General features: G+C 56.7%; 15 protein-coding genes and 6 pseudogenes. 14 read left to right on the top strand and 7 right to left on the bottom strand.

Features of this window, described 5'->3' with window-relative positions:
* Positions 1–804: 804 nt before the first annotated feature.
* The 3 genes from NLM27_RS26055 to NLM27_RS26045 all read left to right on the top strand — a co-directional run bounded on the left by NLM27_RS26055 (position 805) and on the right by NLM27_RS26045 (position 2,583).
* The gene (locus NLM27_RS26055) at positions 805–981 is read left to right on the top strand and encodes a hypothetical protein (protein ID WP_254146032.1); all 177 of its coding nucleotides are present in this window, start codon (positions 805–807) and stop codon (positions 979–981) included.
* 228 nt (positions 982–1,209) lie between these two features.
* Positions 1,210–2,178 (top strand): hypothetical protein, encoded by a 969-nt coding sequence (locus tag NLM27_RS26050; RefSeq protein WP_254146031.1) that lies wholly within the window; start codon positions 1,210–1,212, stop codon positions 2,176–2,178.
* A 129-nt stretch (positions 2,179–2,307) separates the two neighbouring features.
* On the top strand, positions 2,308–2,583 hold the full coding sequence (locus tag NLM27_RS26045) for a hypothetical protein (protein ID WP_254146030.1): 276 nt from the start codon (positions 2,308–2,310) through the stop codon (positions 2,581–2,583).
* 1,216 nt (positions 2,584–3,799) lie between these two features.
* Here NLM27_RS26045 and NLM27_RS26040 read toward each other — a convergent pair.
* Entirely contained in the window at positions 3,800–3,997 is a 198-nt protein-coding gene (locus NLM27_RS26040; RefSeq protein WP_254146029.1) for a hypothetical protein, read from the bottom strand.
* Positions 3,998–5,545: 1,548 nt separating this feature from the next.
* Here NLM27_RS26040 and NLM27_RS26030 point away from each other — a divergent pair.
* The 5 genes from NLM27_RS26030 to NLM27_RS26010 all read left to right on the top strand — a co-directional run bounded on the left by NLM27_RS26030 (position 5,546) and on the right by NLM27_RS26010 (position 11,516).
* Complete coding sequence (locus tag NLM27_RS26030; protein ID WP_254146028.1) at positions 5,546–5,923, top strand: hypothetical protein; 378 nt, start codon at positions 5,546–5,548, stop codon at positions 5,921–5,923.
* A complete protein-coding gene (locus tag NLM27_RS26025; protein ID WP_254146027.1) occupies positions 5,908–6,756 on the top strand; it encodes an acyl-CoA thioesterase II in 849 nt (282 codons plus the stop codon). The genes NLM27_RS26030 and NLM27_RS26025 overlap by 16 nt, the downstream gene beginning before the upstream one ends.
* A 1,284-nt stretch (positions 6,757–8,040) precedes the next feature.
* A complete protein-coding gene (locus NLM27_RS26020; protein ID WP_254146026.1) occupies positions 8,041–8,859 on the top strand; it encodes an enoyl-CoA hydratase-related protein in 819 nt (272 codons plus the stop codon).
* Positions 8,860–9,156: 297 nt separating this feature from the next.
* Complete coding sequence (locus NLM27_RS26015) at positions 9,157–9,399, top strand: transposase (RefSeq protein WP_254146025.1); 243 nt, start codon at positions 9,157–9,159, stop codon at positions 9,397–9,399.
* A 947-nt stretch (positions 9,400–10,346) separates the two neighbouring features.
* Complete coding sequence (locus tag NLM27_RS26010; protein WP_254146024.1) at positions 10,347–11,516, top strand: Xaa-Pro peptidase family protein; 1,170 nt, start codon at positions 10,347–10,349, stop codon at positions 11,514–11,516.
* Between the two features lie 53 nt (positions 11,517–11,569).
* Here the strand turns inward: NLM27_RS26010 and NLM27_RS26005 are convergent, their stop codons facing one another.
* Positions 11,570–11,776 carry a transposase gene (locus NLM27_RS26005; protein WP_254146023.1) on the bottom strand — a complete coding sequence of 69 codons (207 nt, stop codon included), beginning with the start codon at positions 11,774–11,776 and terminating at the stop codon, positions 11,570–11,572.
* 7 nt (positions 11,777–11,783) lie between these two features.
* Between NLM27_RS26005 and NLM27_RS26000 the strand changes: the two are divergent.
* Positions 11,784–12,392 (top strand): annotated as a pseudogene (locus NLM27_RS26000) (DDE-type integrase/transposase/recombinase); the annotation flags it as partial.
* 619 nt (positions 12,393–13,011) lie between these two features.
* Positions 13,012–13,945, top strand: a pseudogene (locus NLM27_RS25995) (IS481 family transposase).
* Here the strand turns inward: NLM27_RS25995 and NLM27_RS25990 are convergent.
* Positions 13,917–15,251 (bottom strand): LLM class flavin-dependent oxidoreductase, encoded by a 1,335-nt coding sequence (locus tag NLM27_RS25990; RefSeq protein WP_254146022.1) that lies wholly within the window; start codon positions 15,249–15,251, stop codon positions 13,917–13,919. The pseudogene NLM27_RS25995 and the gene NLM27_RS25990 sit on opposite strands and share 29 nt — an antisense overlap.
* A 1,624-nt stretch (positions 15,252–16,875) precedes the next feature.
* Positions 16,876–17,175 (bottom strand): hypothetical protein, encoded by a 300-nt coding sequence (locus NLM27_RS25985; RefSeq protein WP_254149068.1) that lies wholly within the window; start codon positions 17,173–17,175, stop codon positions 16,876–16,878.
* 10 nt (positions 17,176–17,185) lie between these two features.
* On the opposite strand from NLM27_RS25985, the pseudogene NLM27_RS25980 reads away from it, so the two are divergent.
* A pseudogene (locus NLM27_RS25980) lies at positions 17,186–17,460 on the top strand (IS3 family transposase); the annotation flags it as partial.
* Positions 17,461–17,737: 277 nt separating this feature from the next.
* Here NLM27_RS25980 and NLM27_RS25975 read toward each other — a convergent pair.
* A complete protein-coding gene (locus tag NLM27_RS25975) occupies positions 17,738–18,445 on the bottom strand; it encodes a hypothetical protein (protein WP_254146021.1) in 708 nt (235 codons plus the stop codon).
* A gap of 457 nt (positions 18,446–18,902) precedes the next feature.
* On the opposite strand from NLM27_RS25975, the pseudogene NLM27_RS25970 reads away from it, so the two are divergent.
* From NLM27_RS25970 to NLM27_RS25960, 3 genes and pseudogenes are all read left to right on the top strand, one after another.
* Positions 18,903–19,728, top strand: a pseudogene (locus NLM27_RS25970) (transposase); the annotation flags it as partial.
* Positions 19,729–19,949: 221 nt separating this feature from the next.
* A complete protein-coding gene (gene ectB / locus NLM27_RS25965; RefSeq protein ID WP_375142273.1) occupies positions 19,950–21,242 on the top strand; it encodes a diaminobutyrate--2-oxoglutarate transaminase in 1,293 nt (430 codons plus the stop codon).
* A gap of 42 nt (positions 21,243–21,284) precedes the next feature.
* On the top strand, positions 21,285–22,175 hold the full coding sequence (locus NLM27_RS25960) for a crotonase/enoyl-CoA hydratase family protein (protein ID WP_254146020.1): 891 nt from the start codon (positions 21,285–21,287) through the stop codon (positions 22,173–22,175).
* A 196-nt stretch (positions 22,176–22,371) separates the two neighbouring features.
* On the opposite strand, the pseudogene NLM27_RS25955 reads toward NLM27_RS25960, so the two are convergent.
* Both NLM27_RS25955 and NLM27_RS25950 read right to left on the bottom strand, forming a co-directional pair.
* Positions 22,372–22,554: pseudogene (locus tag NLM27_RS25955) on the bottom strand (hypothetical protein); the annotation flags it as partial.
* Positions 22,526–22,660, bottom strand: a pseudogene (locus NLM27_RS25950) (chemotaxis protein CheW); the annotation flags it as partial. The pseudogenes NLM27_RS25955 and NLM27_RS25950, both read right to left, overlap by 29 nt.
* Positions 22,661–22,699: the final 39 nt, after the last annotated feature.

The raw sequence follows: 22,699 nt of genomic DNA, 5'->3' as shown, positions 1-22,699 counted from the left end.
GCCGGCCGTTCTTCTCGAACTCAGTCTTCTCCTCCGGCTGATTCTCGTTCTTCACATTCTCGACGTGCCGCTAGGCGACGTTCTCCCAGCTAGCTCACATTGGCGCGGATCAGCGAAGCATCGATGTGGTCCACTTCGGCCGTCGCGAACTTGGCCTTCAGGCAGGCCTCGGCTCTCCGCTTGAAGATCCGGCGGAACCGCTCTTCGTCCCAGCGCTGACGAACGCGCGCCAGACGCGAACGGTGCGGTAACTGCTCATGCAGTCGACCATTATGCCTCGGCGGACTACCGCAAGCTGATGCAATTCGCTGGCCCCTAGCCTCAGTGAGCAGCAACGGCGACTGCTAAGAGACGATGCTGCGATCGAGACTTCTTTCACACGCTCAGAAACTGCGCTCGTCCACCACTGTGCAACAGGCGTAGAGCCACATGGGAAAGATTCCCCATATCGAGGGCTTGTTATAATCGACGTCGTTTACTCAGCCAGGGGCTATATCCGCCCGATCGATAGGAGCTAATGCAGCTCGATCATTTCATTTTTGGGAAGATCACGAAGGCCATTGGGCTGCCCCTTTCGTTGAGTGGCAGCTTGCTTTAGATTGACTTTGAATAGGGGCATCGGATCGTCGGCTTGTCCGAGCACGGCCACTGGCCCCGATCAATTTCTGGCCGTTTTCGCCAAAAAATCCGGTATTCAGTTCATCCAACACGAGCTTTGAAAGACAGACGGAGATCTAGAGACAATTGTCCTCCGAAAGAGAGGCTTTATCATAAATGCTATCTCATCCGAGTAGGACCTAGCTCGTGGCGTTGCAATCCAGCGCGCATCGTCGACACGCAACGAAGCTCACAGAAAAGCGCCGCTCAACATGCTTTCTGGTGTGGCGGCCAGAGCAACAGGATCTGTCGGCCCTAGTCTTCGGCCGCATGAAAATGGGCAACGAACTGAAGCTGAACGATTTTTCGCTTGCTGTCCGTTGAGACGCCCTCAGTAAGTCTTTATCAGACGGAATAACTCGGCACGACTCCTTGTTTGGTAATCATCAGTTTCCCATGAAACTCTACGCCGTTCGCGCTGCTACGGCGCATTGTTAGCTCTCTTCTTGGCAGGTACCGAGTCGCAAGCTCCCTTCTTAGGTAGGTACCATGGGCTTGAGGACCCCGCTATGACTTGGAAAGGGGCTGATTCCTCATCCGAAAGACCCGAGCATGTCCGCCGAACTGCTTTACCTTTCGAACGCCGACATCCGGCAGCTGAAAATTTCGCCTCGTGAGGCGCGTGAAGTGGTCCTTGCTGGCTTTCGCGACAATGCGTCTGGCCGGAACATTGGCTTGCCGAAATCGGTCATCACCGCCGGCCCAAGTTCATGGTTTATCACGATGAGTGCTGCATCCGAGACTAACAGCCTGGCTGCAATGAAATGGGTGGCGGTTGCTCCAGTCGAGAAGAATCAGAGGCAGGCGACAGTAAACGGTCTAGTTTGTGTGAGCGACTACAAGACGAGCCTGCCTATCGCTGTTCTCGATGGAAATTCCATCACGTTAATAAGGACAGCGGCAATTTCAGCGGCGGCAGCCCTTTATCTCGCACCTAAGGCCCCTGCTAGCATTGGCTTGATCGGCTGCGGATTGCAGGCGCTTAGCCATCTTGACGCGTTTGTCGATTTGTTTCCGTCGCTACGCAGGATCTATCTCTTCAGTCGGAACGTCGGTTCTGCCGAGAGAACCGCAACTGTAGCATCAGAAAAAGGACTCGATCCAATCATCCCCAATGATCCCGATACGCTGTTGAGCGAAAGCGAGATCGTGGTCACCATGGTTCCGCCTTCGCCCGGATTGAAATCGTTTTTGGACGCTCGATTGTTGCCGCCTTCGTCCTTCGTTTCGGCCGTCGATGCGGGCAGGAGTTGGCGGCCGGAAACGCTGACGGCTTTCGACAAACTTGTCACAGATACTTTGGAGCATTATTCCTCACCGGTGGATGGATCAGGTCGATACGTCGAATCCGTAAGATTCCAGGATGACCTCGTACATCTTGTTTCTGATTCATCTCAGGCTACCGCCCCAACTAGGGCCTTGTTCAGCTTCCGAGGGTTTGTCATCGCAGATCTGGCATTGGCGGATTTGGCGATCCGAAAAGCTCGAGCGCTTGGGATCGGAACGACTTTGCCGCGATGAGGCGAGCCGGAGGCGCGCGTATGTATCGTATGCTGCTTATGAAGATTTGCCTGATCGTCTCCCGACGGATCCAACGGTTCTGACAGAGGTGGTGCTCGCGCCCCGGCGCCACCGCGAACACAAAACCGCATGCAGTACGACCTTGGCGACAATATATGGATGTCGTTTGGCCGTGAAGCGTACGATAGCAGAATCGAAATCACACTGATCGCGCGTCCTATTCCTCAGTCGAACATTGAAGGAGATGCGATCCACTCGACGCGGAGGGTCAAACCATGTGGAATGTCCTGCGCCGAGCTTATCCAAGATCAGAGGCAATATCTCACCGCCGACGGCAGCCCGCGCAGAAATCCGAAAGCCAGCCGCAACCCCCTTAATTATGTGGATTGCGGTATCTGGCAATGAGTCCAAGCAGGGTAAGCTTCTATCTGCTCAATCAATGCCTGTGCACAAAGCGGTAGCGGAATGTGCGGCGTCTACAGGGATCAACGCTGTTTTGTTCGCCCATATGGCTGCCAGTGGTGTATGTCTCGTGATCGGCTCTGAGCTCTTTCCCGAATGCAGCACTAGCCTGTCGCAACCTTCGTCATTGTTCCCTCGGACCAAGCCAATCCTAGGGAGGCGCACGCTCGGCACACTTTGCTTTGATCTTGTCGTCCGGGACAATATTCTGATAGCCGGTTGGCTTATGAACGACAACGGGTTTCAGTTGGACAAGTGATAGAGATCGTCGCGCCGCAACTGCGGACTGGTGCCTACGACACAAACGACAAAGCCGAATTAGAGTTTCTTGGGTCCGCGACCCAGGAAACGAGACCTTTGCATCTCCAATCAAAGATGGCGCGGAATTTTTGGCTTACAGCCTTGGTTTCTCGAACTAAAGGTCCGGCGTCGGGGAACATCAACCCGACGAGTACCGCCAAAGTGTCCTGACCGGCCGACTTGGCAAGGACCAACGCGGCAAGCGGTATGGCATCGGGGTCGCAGCGCACACTAGCCGGCCATCACGACTACTTGCGCCTCGCGGCTTGCTGCGGCGCTAAGCTTTCCAACGGCCTGAATCTCTTCAATATCCTCGATTGCAAGCTAGAACTGCTCGAAGGCAGCCCGATGCGTCAGAACATTGTCCGAACTGATCGCGCCGTCCCTCGACCAGCATCAGCTTCAGCCGTTCGGTTTCCAGCGGGCCGTCGGTGACTTCGCTCTTCACCAGTGTCGGCTGCTCGCGCTACGCCAGAATCAGCGGATACGTGGCGGCAAGGTCGGCGGGAAGCGGATCGGAGGGCGTAGTCACGATGACTTCTCCGCCAAGATCGCGCCAGATGCGCTTCACGAGTCAAGCAACCACAGCTTAGAAGACTGCGGATGTTGGGCTTCCGGCGGCATCTGCCAGTCACTTCCGGAGGGGAGATAGGACACTTGCGCAACACTGATCGTGAAAACGCCATCCGCCAGTGATGGCCACAGAAAGCGGCTCGAGAACAGAGACGCGCCTGCCAAATAAACTTGATCAGGTCTGCACCGCGCCTTCTAGGAACGTATAAGTCACCAGCGGATCCCGCTTCAAGCTCTCCTGAACGAACGCGGGATCATTCAGTGGACTCGCCGAATGATTCGTCGATCAAATGAATGCGGCTTGAATGCGCCCGATGCCGGCGCCCGGAAAACTCCGAATGATGAAATGGCCTGAGGCCGCCTTATCCAAGCAGTCGCGCAGGCTCGGCAGAGAGACGACCGGAATTACGGACTCCATTTCCCGATGCCAGCGCTGTCCGGTTAAATACGGCAATGTCCGAAATTTGACGACCAGCTGCGTCATTCTAAGAGCGGGCCATTAGATACACGTGCTTTCTCTCGCCAGGAAAACCCCGCGGGCAATTTAGCGAACGGCACGCCGCTTGCGGGTATCAGCACTGCCGCAGCCGAGGCTTGGCCTTATGGCGAGAAGCGCTCGCCTAATTCTAGCTAATGGGCTGACGTCGTTTGGCTTTCCAAAAAAGAGAACACGCCAAACGGATAAACATCAGGAGACGAAGTTGTCACAGTCGGACCATGCGTTGTCGTGGTAGCTGCAGCGAGAGGAGAAGGTGGAATGATTTCCCGAGGTGATTTATCACCTGTGGATCACAGGAGGTGGAGAGGCGCCGAGGCAGAAGAATGTCCACAGTGACCCCGGCGCAAATCGCAGACTCTGCGACGAGGCGGCGCGAGCGGGGGCCACCGTCGTGCACATCCAATGCGTGATCTCAAGTCGCGGCAGAGCTCCCGGGACCCGGTGCTATATCGAGAAGTGGTGCAACGCATTCGGAAGTCGGACGTGAATCCGGCAATTAACCGGATGCGGGGCCGGGCTGCGCCATCGTACTGGGTGGGCCGGAGTCTCCGCTGCCGCCATTACCGACTGAATGCCTGGCGCGCTTGAGCGACTCGTACATGTGGTCGACAACCTGTACGTTCCAACGGGCGGCTGGCAACGAACGCCAAGCTCGTGCAGCGGGCCGTAGTGATTCTCGAGAGGATCGGGTGCGGGTAATGCACCCAGATGACGTGCGCGAGAAGCTCATGCCGCAAAGTTTACGTCGGGCGGATAAAAGCTAAAGCTAACGGTTGAGAGTTCGGCAGGTCTGATTGACGCTACCAGGAGGATTGGCATTAGGAGCAGGCGAGCGACCCGGCTTGTTCTCAACAGAGCGGACGTGCGGCTGTACGACCGGCAGACGTGCGCAAGGTTGTGGCAGGCGCGCAAGCATGGACGCTGATCGGCTTCTCGACTCCCAGGGCCGCTGGCCTTTGTCGCAGGAGCACTTTGATAGCCGGAGAGCCTGCTGGTCGCGGATTTCGTTCCAACCGGGGTACATGCTTCAGCGCACGCGGGCGCGCGGGTGGTCGGCTAAGAGCCAGCGATTCACGTCGAGGCCGGCAACAAAGCAGGAGTAAGCAATGGAATCTGCCGGGCGATGTGGCCAACCGGCGTGCGTCTTGAATGCTCAAGAGAGGGAACAATGTCGAAGGATGTTTTGCGCGTGATCTTGACGGGGGCGGCGTCCGGCGTTGGAGCGGCCACCGCGGCACTATTGGCCAAAGGTAGGGCGTGCATCGTGTTTAACTATTCTAATAGCCAGAAGGAAGCTGAGGTCCCTCACTGCCCGGATCGTGTCCCGGCACGAAGGACTATGAAAACTTTCTCTCTGTCGTTGCTCGGGGATCTGGCATAACTCGTTTCACGGTGCCGGGCGTACCCGATTGCGGCTATTTGCGCACCAGCCGTGATGGCAGCTTCGAAGGATGTCCGTACACTTAAGCGACCGTGGTTGCGGTTGTGTTAGCCGTGTCGGTTCAAAGACCTTCATTATGTTCGGAGTGCAACGTGAAAGCCAAACTGTACCGCGGGGCTCGGCATGCAGCGGTTGGACTGACATTCTCGAAGCTGGCCCGCTGCGTTTTTGGGGCGGCACGCCGATTGCTGAGGACGGTGACGGATCGACTGTTATTGCTCGCTCCGTTCCTCTCTCGAAGTTCAAATGAACGTCTGGGTTATCCACTTCAGTGCCGTAGCTGTAGCAGCTTTGAGGCGGTTCATGAATTGAAGCTGGCTGCGTTCCGTGACGCCGATACCGAACAAATGGCCATTGCGGTGATTCGGGCGCTCAATAGAAGCGAGCCCCGTCTCAAGATGTGGGTCATAGTTGTGCCATTCGGCGGTGAAACCGACAAACTGAAGACATGTCAATGTCCAAAAGCCTGATCGACTTACTCGACATCCTCGACTTGCAATCAATCGAAGAGAACCTTTTTCGAGGCGATAGCCCTAACATCGGCTCGCAACGGGTGTTCGGAGGCCAGATCATCGGACAGGCGATGGTCGCGGCGTGCCGCACGCTGGAGAACCGGCTGCCGCACTCGCTGCATTGCTATTTCTTGCTGCCCGGCGATCCCGAGGTGCCGATCATCTACCGGGTCAAGCCCCTGCGCGATGGGAGGAGCTATTCGACGCGGCGCGTTACCGCGATCCAACGCGGCAAGGCGATTTTCTGCATCATGGTGTCGTTCCATGCGGAGGAGCAGGGTACCTTTAACCATCAGGAAAAAATCCCTGACGTGCCGCCGCCAGAAAAGATCACGGCCGAGGAGCTGCCCAAGCACCTGATGCTTGACGAAACTCCGCAATTCATCCGCCGCTATTATGCTCTGGAGTTGTACTCAGTTGAAATCGACCGTTATGTCGGCCAGGCAATCGATGATGGCCGCGTTCATTTCTGGATGAAGACCGCCGCGAGACTGCCTGATAATCCGGCGCTCCATATGTGTGCGCTGGCCTATGCCTCAGATTATTCGCTACTCGATGCGGCGATGGCACGCTATGGTCGTACGCCATTCGACAAGCGGATGATGCCCGCAAGTCTCGACCACGCGATGTGGTTTCACCGGCCGTTCCGTGCGGACGACTGGCTGCTTTACGCGCATGATTCACCGAGCGCGCAAGGCGGACGCTGTCTCACGCGCGGGATGATCTTCAAGGCCGACGGCACGCTGGTCGCCTCCGTCGCCCAAGAAGGCTCAGTGCGCGACCGGCGCTGAGCTATGATCCGCGCTTCGACCTTGCGCATCAGATGACCGCGGCACTCCAGCGAACGTCGCAGTTGCAACGCTTGACAAAGCCGAGGATCTGTCATTGTCGTCGCCCGGTGCGCCAGATCGTATCAACACTCTCGAACCGAGCCGATCGTGAAAATGGGACCGGTATGGCAAGGCCATCATGACCTAGCATGTGAACTGGGACGTCGCTGCCCACGTTCCCAGCTTGTCCGACGCGGTGACCATGAGTAGCTGCTGCGGGTGGTACTGTACAGAATCGACAATCCTCGTCATTGCGGCCCGATGTCCTTGAGCGCGGCGAACGGATCACGAGCAAGATGCGCTAGATCGCGTTTGGTCGGTTCGGCGCTTTCGCGACCGCGGCGCGGCGAGGGACGGCTGCAAATTTTGCTTGCTTAGCTTTACTTGTTACTGCGGGCGGACCCGAGAGCCGGCTCCGAGTTCGAGCCCTGACGAATGCTATCGCTTGCCAACTCCACGCATTACCCGCGAGTGGGCGCAGCCGGATAACGCGCGTTATCGTCGGAATAGCTGAGTGCGGGAAAGCCACCCGGATCTGTGCGGGCAAAGCCAATTGGCCGAGCTACTCGATTATGTAAATTTCCTAATAGAACTTACCAAAGTCTGTTCCGGCAGCTTCTGCCAGCAGCGTGAAGAACGTCGCGGCACGCTTCCGCTGTCCGGTTTGTGACAACGGGAACACCGATGTCGGGTTCAAAACAGCGGCCACTTCTTGCCGCGCCGGACCTCATCGAGCCGAATCATAGGCTTAGCGTGATGGCGCTCTGGCACGGCCGTTGCTACCTGTATCCACGACAATAGGTAGTACAGAGCAACATCCCTCCAGCGCGACAAGTCTCCTTATGGCAACAATGGCATCGGAATCTCCGCATCATTTGTCCCCGCAAGCTGCTGCCAATAGGCTTCTGGTAGACGGCATTCATCCCAAGCGCATTGGCATCATCCGACCGGTTCACGGCTGCTCCACTCCCGCGAGGGATCTCGATTCGCTACTCAGTTCCGTAGGGGACTCTGATGGATCTTGCATTCACAAATGAGGAGCAGCCATAGGCGGGATGCCAGGGTGTGCGGGCCGCCAACTTGCTACCAAGTTTGCCACACCGTTTCCGGTGCTCACCTGGCTGAACTCGAGGGACCAAGGGCGACGAAAACGCCAATTGAGATGCCATTACAACGTTATTCGATAACTCCAGAATGGCCCCAGAGTCAGACGGGTGCGCGCGCGCCACATCGGATGGAAAAAATATGTCATTGGAAATCGATTCAGGAACTGGTGAGTTGTTGACGGAGATACGCGATCGTGTCGCTATCCTGACGCTCAATCGACCGCAAACACGGAACGCTCTTTCTAAGAGGCTATTCCCTGCATTGCGCAGGTTAATAAAACGTTTTGGTGACGATCCGCAAGTTGGTTCGATCCTTGTTACCGGGGCAGGAAGAGCTTTCTGCGCGGGTGCCGACGTGAAGGGCTTTGGGCAGAATTCGGCAGAGCCAGAGCTATCATTCGATGACCGCGTCGCCGACCTGCGCTCCCAACAGCGAGCGCTTACCGGCGCTCTGGTCGCGGTGAGAAAGCCGACCGTTGCGGCTATCCCGGGGCCGGCCGCAGGCGCAGGCTTGGCGCTCGCGCTCGCCTGCGATATCCGCATTGCTGCACGATCAGCCATTCTGACAACTGCATATGCGCGGCTCGGTTTATCCGGCGACTACGGAATTGCGTGGCTGTTGACAAGGTTGGCAGGAGTTTCTCGCGCGCGCGAACTGATGTTGCTGTCTGAACGCATCGATGCGGAGAAGGCGGAAGCGATCGGCCTAGTGAACCGCGTGGTACCCGACACAGAACTACTCGAGGTCGCATTCTCGTTAGCGGCCTCGCTCGCAGCGGGGCCGTCAATCGCATTCGGCTTTATGAAGGACAATTTGGATAACGCTGTAAACTCAACATTGTTCGAGTCCTTGGACTATGAGGCCGAGAACGTGGTCAAGACAGAAGAGACGTTCGATCACAAGGAAGGTGTGCGTGCGTTCGAGGAGAAGCGAAAACCCGCTTTCAAGGGACATTGAAGCGCTGATCTCTCTGAATAATGTTAAGGGGTGCCAGAACGATCGAATAACTTGCGCACACACGGCACTCCCAGAACAGACGGGGTTAAGTTCCGCTTCGGCGAGCCGCAGTGCCTTAAAATGGCTCCTGAGCCAATCGAGAGAAGGGCCTGAGTGGGGTCGCCTAGGTTCACCTCATGCGGAAGAGGCTGAGCTGTAAACAGCTTCCCATTTGCGCTCCTAGGGGAGCCAATGAGAATCACTATGTCATGATGAACTTTGGCATTGAACTGTGTTGCGGCTAGGCTAGTTCGAGCGGTGGCGACGACGATCGCATCCAAATTGTCGATGGCTTGGTACCGAGGATTGATGCCTCGCTTCACACGCTCGATGCAAAACGTTGCCGTGACGCTTTCGCTCGCGAACTATCATGCGAGCTTGCCGGTGGCTTATCGGCTCTATTTATCAAACCGTGCACGTCGGCGCAAAGCCGGTGTCCCCAACGAAATCACCTTCAAGACCAAGCCGGAAATTGTACTTGATCATTTGCGCTGGGCCTGAGCAATGTGGCCGGCATCTTGCCACAGACCTCGGTACGGGCGCCAGGACCCGGACCGCGGCCGCCGAAGAAGCGGTCGGGGGAACGGACGAGGTCCAAACTGCTACGGCGTGATAGCAAACACCGACCGAAGAAGTCCGATCGGTCTAGCAGCGCATACTTGCTTCAAGATTACGTGGCGTGAAGGTGCATAACGCTTGTCTTCGCTCTTTGCTCGTGTGCGCGTCCGTCCGGCACATCTAGATTACTGGCTCGCCCAGGACCGGCCGGAGGAATGGCTGCTGGTCGAATACCTAGAGGGCGAGGCAGCACCGACCAAATATTGGATTTTCTACGCTTCTGGCCAACATTGGGTAAATTCGATCCTGTCCGGCCGGATGGACCTCTGCGCTACGCTTCACTTGGACGATTAAGGCAGTGGTGACACGCGAGCAGCCGCAACGACAGCGCCGTTCGGAGCTTGTTATCAGATGTCGGAGCGGCCGAGAGTGCAACCGACACACCGGTCCAAATGCGTGCTCCTTAGCGCGCCCACAAGCTACCAGCATCAGTAGGTTCGCTGGTCCGTGCTCTCGGGTAAGAGAACTGAGCCACGAGCGATTTGAGAGATGTTTTCTCTCTTGCCGCGGGCAGCTCAGTCCTTGAACCTGAATGCGGTCATTGGCCAAACGGTTGGTGAAAACTGATTTCTCGCGGACACTTCTAGTGAACCCAAATCTGTTGTCGCTAAACAGCGGCGCTGTTGAGTATGTTCTCGGCAACTGGCGCTCACCACTTCGGCGGTTGACGCGACGCTTCTATGGTAAAGACAATTGGCTATTCGAGACGTGCACAATGAGAGAGTTCTTTGCCAAGCCGATTCTTCACGTCGAAACTGTGTCTGCTAAAGCCACCACATCAGGTCGTGTAGGATGTGTAGAATGTGACCGTCACAAAGAGCGCAGAGCGAATGACCATCACCAAGGGGCCGCAAGGCTTTCCCAAGAGCGAGTATTTGCGGCGGCTCGCTGCAGTCAAATCGGAGATGGCGCGGCTCGACATCGAGACGCTCTTCGTGGTTGATGTCGCGAACCTTACATATCTGACGGGTCACTGGGGTGCGCCAACCACCATTCCGCAGGGGCTTATCGTTTCGCTTCGCGAGGAGGAGCCGGCCTTTATCGTGCGCAAGATGGATGTGCCGGCGGCCCACCATCAGACCTTCCTTCAGCGCGGCAGCGTCATTGGCTATCCGGAGAACCTCGTCGCCAATCCTGACAAGGACGGCTACGACGCGGTTATTGATTCTATCAATGAACTCGGTGTTTCAAACCGCTGCTTGGGAATTGAGCAGAGTGCTCTTCCGACGCCGACGATAGAGAAGTTCAAGGCGCGGCTGCCGAATGCGAAAATCCTCGATTGCTCAAACCTGGTCGCTTGGGTTCGCATCGTTAAGTCTGACCTAGAAATTTCAATCATGAAGGAAGCTGCCGCAATCACGGACGCGGCAATCGCGCGGGCAGTTGAAGTGATCCGTCCGGGTATGCGCGAAGCCGACGCCGCTGCGGAGATCGTGGGCACTCTCATTCGCGGCGCCAATGGCAAGGCAGGAACCGGACTGCAGCATTTCTATTTGTGTGCCTCGCCGCGGACTTCTACGGCGCATGTTTGGTGGACCGACGATGTCTTTCGTCAGGGCTCGCAGATCAATCTCGAACTTGGCGGCAAGCGTCTGGGTTACTGTGCCGCAATCATGCGCACATTCTCGATTGGCCAGCCCTCAGATCGTTTGCGTCGCATGCACGAGGCGGAGGTGGCTGGCCTCGAAGCTGCTCTTGCCACGGTTCGGCCCGGCGCAACCTGCAGCGATGTCGCAAATGCCTTCTATCGTACCATGGAGAAGCACGGCCTCGCGAAGGAGTCGCGCTGTGGCTACTCTCTCGGAATCAATTGGCTCGAGAAAACCGCAAGTCTCAGAGACGGAGACATGACGGAGCTAAAGCCGAATATGACCTTCCATCTGATGCTGGGTAACTGGGTGGACGAAGATTTCGGCTACGTCATCGGCGAATCATTCCGGGTGACTGAGACCGGGTCTGAAGTGCTTACGAGCACGCCTCGGAAGCTGTTCGAACTCTAGTTAAGTGACCTTGCCCCAAGTGTTATCCAATGCCGAGTGCGCCCTTGCGCGGCTTAATTGTCCATGACGAGGTGAAAGTCGAGCCCAGACAGCACGCTTGCTTCGATCTCGTCGAGGAACTTGCGGAACTCGGCGGCGCGATGGCGCCTGTAGCATCTGCCAACGATGCGTCCGGTGGCAATATCGAGGGCGGCGAACAGAAATGTGGTGCCATGCCTTTTGTAGTCATTTCTCCTACGGGCCGCTTGGCCGGGGCGCATTCGGCGGCGTCGGCTGGCTGCGGTCCAGCGCTTGGATTTGCGACTTCTCGGCCGCCGATATGTGAAGACGCGGATGCGGCGGATGGGGATAGGGGCGCTTTATCGCCGCCGCGCACCACCAGACCCAAGCCCGGCCACAAGATCCATCCATTACCTGCTGCGCGGCATGGCGATCACACGACCGAACTAGGTCTGGGCGATGGACATCACCTACATCCAGATGGCGAGCGGCTTCGTCTATCTCGCGGTAGTGCTGGACTAGCAACACGTCGTGTTCTGTCGTGGCGGTTATCGATCACGATGGAAGCGGTCTTCTACGTCGAGACGCTGAAGGATGCCTTGTCTCGTCACGACAAGCCGGACATCTTCAACACGGGGACCAGGGCTCGCAGTTCACCAGCTAGGCTCTTACCGACGTGCTCGCGGACAACGGCATCGCGATCAGCATGGACGAGGAGGTACACCTGCGGGCCTATGACAGCGCGAGTGAGGCCGGCAGCTCGATCGGCCGATATCTCGACTTTTAATAACAACAGGCGTCCTCATTCGAGTCTCGACGGCAGCACGCCGGGAACAAGCCTACTTCATCCCGCTGTCACTCCGCATGACAGCTTAACCCGGCGGAGGCTCACCTATCGACGCGGAAACTCTGTTCAGACAACCTGGACCAGCTCTCTTTATGCTTTGCGCGGGCAGCCATGATTCGAAGTCTTTCTTGCTTCTCAAATTGATTTCAACCAGGCTTGGGCACGACACGCGGCGGCGCTGATCTATCTGCTGTCGAGGAAGGCTTTGCGAAATCAGGTGACGGCCGCGGATTTGGCCACTCACGGCATGAGCGGATTTGACGTGGAAAAGGTGCACCGTACTCAGCGTACCCGAGGGTTTTGCGGCGGAGATCGCGGTCACGGTTGGGCGCAAGAGCAAGGTCGGACCTACCGCCGGCCTATTGCAGCGTGAACAGCCAAGCGACCGTTTACCGTTAGGAAATTTGTCGCCCGTGGTGATAGGCCAAGATATCGGCTGGACCTCGATACGGCGTTGAGAAATCATTGCGGCCTCCTCGGCGACAAATGGCAGACCATCATGTCGGCCTAGTTGTTAGTTTTCAGGAGTTTGTTCATCCGGTCCTGAACGAGGAAGCTGAAGTTGTCGAAGTTTTAGCCGATCCCCGGAGGAGGACCGAATGGAACACCCATAAGAATGCGCCTCCAACGCCGAAAGGTCGAGAGGCCATGGTGCGGAGCATGATCGAAGGCGGCTTGATGAAGGCCGCAGTGGCGCTCCAATTTCATGTTTCAGCCAAGACCTCGCCAAGTAGGTCAAGTGCTTCAGCGCGGAAGGCGTTAATGGCTTGCGCGATCGCTCCTCCACTGCCCGCCCCGTGTGCCGAAGCCGAGGCTTTGCGCCGGCAGCGCCACACAGGCAAGCAGATCGCAACCGGAGTTGGCATTTCACCGGCGACCGTCAGTCGTATCTTGCGGCGGCTGGGATTGAACCGATTGCGCAACCTGGAACCGGCCGAGCCGGCGCCGCGCTACGAGCGCGAACATCCCGGCAAGCTGATCCACATCGACATCAAAAAAGCTCGGCAAGCTCAACCGGTGTAGGCCATCGCATCACGGGTGACCGGACTGAACGGAGCAGCCTGCGTGCTCGCGGCGAAGGATCCGGCTGGGAATACGTCCACGTCTGCATCGACGATGCCTCCCGGCGCGCGCGCCGAATTGCCTTCAGCAAGGTGATGAAGAGCGAGCGACAGAGCTGCGCCGTGGCCTTCCTCAAGGCTGCGATCACCTATTACGCAATCCTCGGCATCAAGGTCGAGCGAGTGATGACTGACAACGGATCCTGCTACAAATCCTTCCTTCCGCAAAGCCTGCAACCGCCTCGGCCTCAAGCACATCCGCACCACGCAGTACACGCCGAAGACCAACGGCAAGGCCGAGCGCTTTATCCAGACAAGCCTGCGCGAATGGGCGGATGCCCGCCCTACAGCACTTCAAAAGAACGACCTGCCGAGCTGCCCAGATGGCTCCGCCGCTACAATTGGCATCGGCCGCATCCAGTATCGACTCGACGCCGCCCATCATTAGACTGGCTCTAGCCAGGAACAACCCGTTGAGACTCCTCAGCCTGCTTACGCGAACTGGTTCGGTGGCCGCATAAGTCCAAGGTTTTCCCTTAGTGTCTGCCCGGAATATCTCGATCTGAATTTGCCCCGTCGGCGCAATTCGGGCACAACGAGTTCAACGAAATCCTTGAGTTCGCCGGGAACGGTCACTGGCAGTAGGTTGAACCCGTCAGCTGCGCGTTGATCAAATGTATCCACCATGACGTCGGCAATTTCGTCGGGTGTTCCAACGACGAATAGATGACCGCGGCTGTCCGACACCAAGCGGATCAGTTGTCTCCAGGTGAACTTCTGGCGTGCGGCCAAGTCGAGCAGCAGCTTCTGACGACTCTGGATAAAATTCGTTTGCGGTAAAGTCTGGGGTACCAATGAGTCGAGATCTAATGAGCGCAAGTCGGTGACAAGCCCCAGCCAACGATCGGCTTCCGCAATTAAAACGTCGATGTGCGTATAGGATTGTAATCTTTGAAGCTTCTCAGATGCTTCCTTTTTGGTCCTTCCAACTATCGGAACAATGCCCGGCATTACCAGCACATGATCTTCCTCCCGCCCACATGCGCGCGCTTTCTCTTTGAGAGTTGTGTAGTATTGCTTACCGTGCTCTAATGAAGGTGTGGCGGTGAACACGACCTCGGCGAATTCTGCGGCGAAGGCTATTCCGGCATCGGATGCGCCGGCCTGAACCAACACTGGATACCCTTGCGGCGGCCTTGCAATGTTCAGCGGGCCTCTGACTGATAGGTAGTTCCCCCGGTGGTTAAGCCGATGCAGCTTCCTAATGTCGGCGAAGATCCCACTTTGCTTGTCACGAACGAAAGCGTCATCTTCCCACGTGTCCCAAAGACCCTTCACGACCTTAACGAACTCCCTCGCGCGAATATAGCGCGTGTCATGGTCTGGAAGTTGCTCGTCGCCGAAATTTGGGGCTTCGAACTTATTTCCCGAGGTGACAATGTTCCAGGCCGATCGCCCCCGTGATAGGTGATCAAGTGATGCGAACATGCGTGCAAGATTGTAAGGCTGCTGATATGTCGTTGTTGCTGTTCCGACAAGGCCGACATGTTGTGTTCTCGATGAAAGCGCCGACAAAAGCGTGATCGGCTCGAATCCATCGTTTCGGCTTACACGGGCTAAGCTGGTGAGATCTTGTTCTACCACGCTTGGGCTATCGGGGAGAAATACGAAGTGAAACGCTGCACTTTCGGCCAGTGCTGCAAGATTGGTATAATGCTCAATATCAACTCCGCCATTCACCGGAACGCTCGGATCACGCCATGCGGCTTCATTATATCCCGCCTGAACGAGGAATAGTCCGAGTGTCATTTCACCACTGCGCCGCATGCCGCACCTCCTTTGAACGCTCCAGACGTCCATCAATTTGATGGGGTGACATACTTCTGCTATCTAGATCAATTACCAGCATCGACAGTTGACCGGGACGCAGTATTGGATCTCAGTAGCCATTAAGTGCAATCATAACGTGGGATTCAGAAATTCGAAAATTGCGCGCTCGACCAGTCAATGCGTTTAGCGAATCGATGGCGTTGATCAACATTTATCTTGCCGTTTTCGCAGCGTTGTTGAGCCCCAATAATAAGCGCTGCGTTCCCGACCTCGGAGGGGCCTCTTCGAAGATTTTATACATGGTCGCGCAATTAAGTGCTCTGCCCGCGAGTGCGCTTCTTGCTGGATCGCAGGAGCCAGTAGGCGGGTCATTGTGGTTTCGTTTCTTGCTCAGCGGATGGTGCACTCCTGTACCTGCGTGTGGCGGCAAGCGCTGCTGTACCATTTTTAGCGGATCACACGCAAAAGCCTGCGCATCGGTCTGACCAAGCGCCTCGATCAGCAAGCAGCCGGCGCGATGTCGCCCGGAGAAAGTTCGCTTATGGCGTCGCGACGATCAGCTGCAGTTGGCCAACTAGTGCCGTGCCGTCGCTATAATGGACCACTGGATGCAGACTGATGCAATCATAGATGACTGGCTAGAACCTACTCAAGCTAGAGTCGATCGACGGTGAAAGCCTAGAAATGAAAGATGATTCTTGCTGGCGGCAATCCGGAAGCACGAGGAACACATTTCTAATGGACGACCGGCTCGAAGCCTGTTGCGACGCGCCGGATTCTGGATGCGCTTCTGTGAATTGTGAAGACGGGTGCTCAGTGGCACGTGCTGCTGCAAAGCTATCCAAATATAAGCCGCGGATTTGCGCTACTGTGATGTCGATAGTTGCGCCGTGATAAAACCCGCCATCCGCGACGCGCCAAAGGCTGCCATTTGTGCCACCTCTTCAGCCGTTGCAAACCGGCCGATGGAATTTGGCTGAGAGCAAAGCGGTTGACCGTAGAGCCCGTTGCCCTGACATCTCGCTGGGAACCCACCCAGCGCGATGCAATTGACATGATACCGTGCGTTGTCAGCTGCCGTGCAGCAGCGCGCGTTGAGACGACTAGCCGCGCCTTTCGCGGGGCATAGTGCGCTCTCCGATGAGGGGAATGGCGCGGCTCGCGAGCGCCCCGACACTGATGATGCTCCATAGCGTCTCGCAATCGTTGCTGGCCCCAGTCGTATAATGGAAGGGCCGTTGAGATTGACATTAGGCGCCTTGAGCGATCCGACTTCGATGGTCTACGAACATGTACTCGACCTCTCGCGAGTGGCGGTTGCAGCCAGGCATGATGGAATCAGCACACCGCGTTCCCAGATTGCTAATCGGGCACTGGCCCGTTTTCGGCGAAGGGCTTACGCGGCGCCGATCAACTGTCTTCTCATCACCACCTCGAACCTCGCAGTCTGCTGCCGGAGTTATGGGAACGCGGGAAGGCGACGCCCGTAACTCGAGCCGGGCCGCGTGAGGATGAGCCAGGCGACCCGCTCTACTTTTGCGGCCAGCGCCACGGTGACCTTGTTGACATGCATGGGCTTTCAAGGCCAGTCAACACGATCCCAGACGATCGGAAGTACGGTTTAGATGGTAGTTTGCAGCGAAACCTTTTGGTCTCTGATGCGGTGCAACGCCTGAGAATCAACCCGGGCTTCTGACTTATGCCGAGTGGATTCGAAGAACTGCAAAAGTGTATCGCGGCGAAACGTTGCTTTCTGAATGACGTGGCCGCCTGTGTCGATCCCGACGACATCAAAGACGTTCTTTCCGATGTCGATGCCAAAGACGGCGGCGGAATTGAGTCTTGTTGCGCAACATCGTTGTGATCCTTTCTCGGTCGTAAACCACGGCGCGGTGTGCGCGGGTTCGTCGAGGCAGACCATGCCATCAGCTATGAAGCCTAGCCGGAAGCGCAGGCTGGTCGACGAAGTCCGCAGCGAGTGGCAGGTCTCGATCCGCCGGACCTGTGCGGCGCTCGAGTTTGATAGAACGACCTGCCATTACAAATCGCGTCGCTCGGCTCGGCTGCCCTCGAACATCAGATTAAGGAGATCTGTCATGCCCGCGTACGCTACGGCTATCGCCGTGTCCAGTTTCTGCTCCGCCGCGAAGGATGGTGCCACGGTCATGTCAAGACGCGGCGAATCTATCGCGAGTTGGGCCTGCAATTTCCTGACATCCAATAGCCCTTAGCATCGCGCGTTGCACTAACAGTACACGCTGAAGACGCATTGCATGCACTCGTGCAAGTAGTATTTCCAGACCAATTTTCTCGGCGCAACGGTGTATCTTTGATTACGGCGGGGCAGAAGGTGCGTCCCCGTGCCGCTGGACGGTTGATACCTCATGATCGATTTCTAAGCGTTGTTAAAGAGCGCACCGCGCCAACGATGGGAGGACGCGCCGCGATGTCAACAGACATCGTGTGTCGTTCCGATGATATCGTCAGGCCAAGGCCAGCTCGGCTTCGTCAGGACGATCAACAAGACTCTTCAGCTCGTCGCCAGTTAGCCAGACAAGCAAATCGTCGTCCAGAATATCCTCTTCCACCAATTGTAATAATGACCCACCGGGTTCATGATGCGCATGTCCGTATTGTGCAAGGACGCCCTTATCCAATAACCAGCGTTCTGCAAGGCCAACTACGAACGTCGGAGCCCACATGGCAAACGATACACCTCGTAATGTCGCAGCCATAATCTTGGGCAAACCTTTTCCTCTGAAGTCTTCTCGCAACCAGAAATCACCATGGTAGGCGACTTTACCGGTAATTTGTTTTGCACTTGGAGCGACGCACGTACAACGATCCATAGGATGAGCATGGACTGCTGGGTCAGCGTAAAACGCCTTTAAGGATTCAAGGTGCTCTGCAAAATTGCCGTTTGAAAGATCGTACAGTCGAGCGGCTTCCACGAGCGCGACCTCGTTATCCTGGTCGCGACCTATCATCCAATATCCTTCACCGGATTTGATTGGCGAGCGGTCTGGACGGAAGTTTGGATATGTCGGCTTCTTTGTCGGAAGGTCCCGCGTGATCGAGACATACTCGTGGAAATTGAAGCCTATCGAAAGTTGGATGCCTTTGCTGACGGCGGCGTCATCATATACTCGAAGGAAGCGTGAGACTTGCAGCGGATTAACCGGGTTCGTCATTTTCGCACCGTGATCCTATCGTAACGAGCTGCGCCAGAGGGAGCTTTATGTGATGCTATAGCATCATGACTGAGTGGAAACTACCTACTCTGGTGAGGAAATCATTGGTGTGCAAAAGGGCAGTGTCGAACTAGACAGCGTTCAACGTGCTGAACTGTAGTGGATCAATCGCCACTGCGCTTGCGGATAATGCTGTCCAATTGATCCGACGAGCTTGTACTAGGTGTTTAGTCCCTTCCTCCGAAGCGTGCCATAAGGACGGACCATCAAAGTCCGGGACTAAACAATGGCAAAGCTGCGAGGCCGGTTGCGCGAATCGCCAACGAGCGGTGGCGTTTCGCCTACCACCGGCTGTTCGTCCTGCTGCGGCGGGAGGGCGACTACTCTAAGGCCGGCAAACGGGACCATTTTGGCTAGAGTTTTTCACACCGATTGCCGGCAGTGGAAGCGAAGAACGATGAAGGCCTCCAACTTTTCGGACGCTCAGAAGGCGTTTATTCTCAAGCGGGGCCATGACGGGGTCCCGGTCGCGGACATCTGCCCAAGGCCGGGATCAGCCAGGTGACCTACTTAACTGGACGAAGAGTATGACGGGCTGCTGCCGACCGAGATGTGGCGCGGCTAAAGCAGCTCGATGACAAGAACGTCAAGCTGAAGAAGCTCGTGGCGGATTTGTCGCTCGACAAGGAGATGCTCTAGGATGTGATCCGCCGAAGGCTGTGAAGCCTGGCCGGAAGCGCAAGCTGGTCGACGAAGTCCGCAGCGAGTGGCAGGTCTCGATCTACCTGACCTGTGCGGCGCTCGAGTTCGACAGATCGGCCTACCATTACAAATCGCGTCGTTCCGTCCAGGCTGCCCTCGAACATCGGATCAGGGAGATCTCTCAGTCATGCACGCGTTCGCTACGGCTGTCGCCGTGTCCACGTTCTGCTCCGCCGCGAGGGATGGCGCCACGGCCAGAATATGACGCGGCGCGTCTATCGCGAGTTGGGCCTGCAACTGCGCAACAAAACGCCGAAGCGCCGGATCAAGGCCAAGCTACGCGATGATCGCCGGCCGGCGACACGGTCGAACGAGATCTGGGCGATGGATTTTCTCCACGATCAGTTGGCAGCGGGACATAAGCTCGCGCGTGCTCACGATCATCGATATTTTCTCCCGCTTCTCACCGGCGCTGGCGCCGCGGTTCACCTTCCGCGGCAGCGACGTCGCGGTGATCCTGGAAACGGTTCCCGGCAACGATCCGCGTCAATCGGGACAGCGAATTCGTGTCGCGCGATCTTGCACCGAATATTGGGTCAAACCAACCATTACCAACACTACCGCACCGAGCCTTCTCTCCTATAGTAACACATCGGTAAACACTGACCTGCGGGCGCTACAAATTTGGGTAGGTTCGTAATGCCTGATCTTCGGGTAAGTAAAGGAGCCATTCTGAGAAACAAACCTCGTAGCCAGAAATAGGCGTACTTGCTTATGAACACTTACCTCTAGAGGAGACCACATGGGTGGCGCGATTCGTGGATCACGTAAGATGCAGGCTTTCCAAGGCCTCGAATCGAACGTCCGTTCCTACTCACGTTCCTTTCCGGTGATTTTCAGTCGAGCGCGTGGTTCTATTATGCTAACTGAGGATGGTCATAAGGTTATCGACTTCCTCTCTGGTGCGGGAACTCTGAACTACGGCCACAACAATCACGAGATCAAAGCTGCTATTATTGACTACCTAGCGTCGGACGCAGTAGTTCATGGGCTTGACATGGCCACTCCTGCGAAGCTCGAATTTATGGAGACCTTTAGGTCCATCATACTTCGCGACCGGGGACTGGAATACCGTTTCCAATTCACAGGACCAACTGGCGCGAATGCTATCGAGGCAGCGTTAAAACTCGCGCGCAAGGTCACGGGACGTCAAGCTATCATCTCGTTCACGCGTGGATATCACGGCATGAGTTTGGGAGCGATTGCAGCGAGCGGCAATCGGTTCTATCGCTCAGCCAGCGGCGTTTCTTTGTCGGGTGCAACTTTTATGCCGTATGATGGCTATCTTGGCCCAACTGTAGACACGGCCGATTACCTGCGAAAGGCATTAATGGACGAGAGCAGCGGCACAGATCGTCCAGCAGCGATTCTTGTCGAAACCGTGCAGGGAGAAGGAGGGATAAACATCGCCAGCAAGCAATGGTTGCAATCAGTTCAGAAGATAGCAAACAGTGTTGGCGCCCTTTTCATAGTCGACGATATCCAGATGGGCTGTGGTCGCACTGGCGAATTTTTTAGTTTCGAGTTCGCTGCCTTATCTCCAGATATCGTTGTACTATCGAAATCCCTAAGTGGGTACGGTCTGCCCTTATCAATGTTGTTGATCAAGGAGCAGCTCGACGCGTGGCGTCCAGGCGAGCACACGGGCACGTTTCGCGGGAACAATCTTGCGCTTGTCTCTGCGACGGCGGCTATAAATCTTTATTGGCGCTGCTCGACTTTCTCGCAAGGGGTGCACCACATGGGCAAACTTATACGGTGCCGACTAGAGGGCATTGCGTCTAAATATGCGAACGGTATGACTGTTCGGGGGAGGGGCATGGCGTTTGGCTTTGATTGCCGAGCACCCGAAATCGCGGCGACTGCCGCTCGCAAGGCATTCGAGAAGGGATTGATTGTCGAACGATGCGGACCAGGTGATGAGGTCGTGAAAGTTCTGCCTGCACTCACTATCGACCTTGAGACGCTGAATCAGGGCCTTGAGATACTCGAGGAGTCTTTGACCGAAACTGTGGAACAAATCAGGCCGCACTGAGCCGACCAATTTCTGTGTACCTTCTGAAAACGAGCAAAAAATATGGTTTACGAAACCATCAAATATGAGGTCGTCGAGCAGATCCTCACCATAACCTTGAACCGGCCGGAGAAGCTCAATGCGTGCACCGTAACGATGGAGCGCGAACTCATAAACGCCTTCGAGCGCGCCGACAAGGATAATGACGTTCGCGCCATTATCGTGACCGGCGAAGGCCGCGCTTTCTGCGCTGGAGCCGATCTCTCCCTGGGCGCCGACACATTTGACCGCGACCTGCGGCGCGGGCCGGTGAAGCGGCTATCCGATGGCAAAGTAGATTACGGCGACCCGAAGGTCAGTGACAGCGGGGGGCAGATCACGTTGCGGATCTTCAAATGCCTCAAACCCGTAATTGCCGCTGTGAACGGCCCTGCCGTCGGCATGGGCGTGACCATGCAGCTAGCGATGGATATCCGCATTGCGTCTGAGGCTGCACGCTTCGGTTTTGTATTCTCGCAGCGTGGGCTGGTATTGGAAGGGGCCTCGAGCTGGTTCCTGCCGCGCATCGTTGGGATCGCGCAGGCACTGGATTGGTGTTACAGCGGACGAGTATTTCCGGCGCACGAAGCGCTCGCCGGCCGCTTGGTCAGCAAGGTTGTGCCGCCGGATCAACTGCTGCGCACGGCGCGTGCTTTGGCGCGCGAGATCGCCGAAAAGACGGCGCCCGTATCGATCGCGCTGATCCGGCAGATGATGTGGCGGATGCTCGGCGCTGACGATCCGATGGAAGCCCAGAAGATCGAAAGCCGTGGTATGTATACGCGCGGCCGTTCCGCCGATGCTAAGGAAGGTGTGGCGGCGTTCCTGGAGAAGCGATCCCCGGTATTCAAAAGCAAAGTGCCGGCTGACATGCCGGATTACTTTCCGTGGTGGAAAGAGAGAGAGTACAAATAGTTCGTAAGTCGTCCCGGGCAACCGAAGTGCAAAGGTCGTCCGTTGTGGAGCCGATTTGAGTGCGGCCAGAGAGGACAAGACGGAGATTGTGGCACGGCGGCGAGGACGATGTTGGCGGCGTCGCTATCCGGGCTGCCGCTGCTCGTGGGAGAATCTGCGCGGTGCGGGAAAGCGGCTGCTCGAAGAAAGCCTCACTCGCCACGCACCAGACGCCGGCGAGCAGCACCAGCGCGAACACACTGTCCTTCACTTCCAGGACGAACGGCGTGTAGGTCGCCGCGATCAGCAGATAGATCGCGGAATGATCGAACCGCCGCAGCAGCCACCTGGGCTCATGGTTCCCGGCTTTGACGGCGGACGCCGCCGGCGAGCTTGGCCATGCGGGGGTCGAGGTTGACGGGGTTCTCTTCCTTGCCGTCCTCGGGCAGGCGCAGCACCTCGCCGATCTGGCCGATCAGGAGGCCGTAGGATTCGCCGCGCAGGTCAAATGGACAAGTTCGCCCCTGGACCGAGAGCCACCGCTC

Source organism: Bradyrhizobium sp. CCGB12, assembly GCF_024199845.1.
Taxonomy (GTDB): Bacteria; Pseudomonadota; Alphaproteobacteria; order Rhizobiales; family Xanthobacteraceae; genus Bradyrhizobium.
Note: the sequence above shows the minus strand (reverse complement) of the source record. Positions and strands in the feature narration are given on the sequence as shown.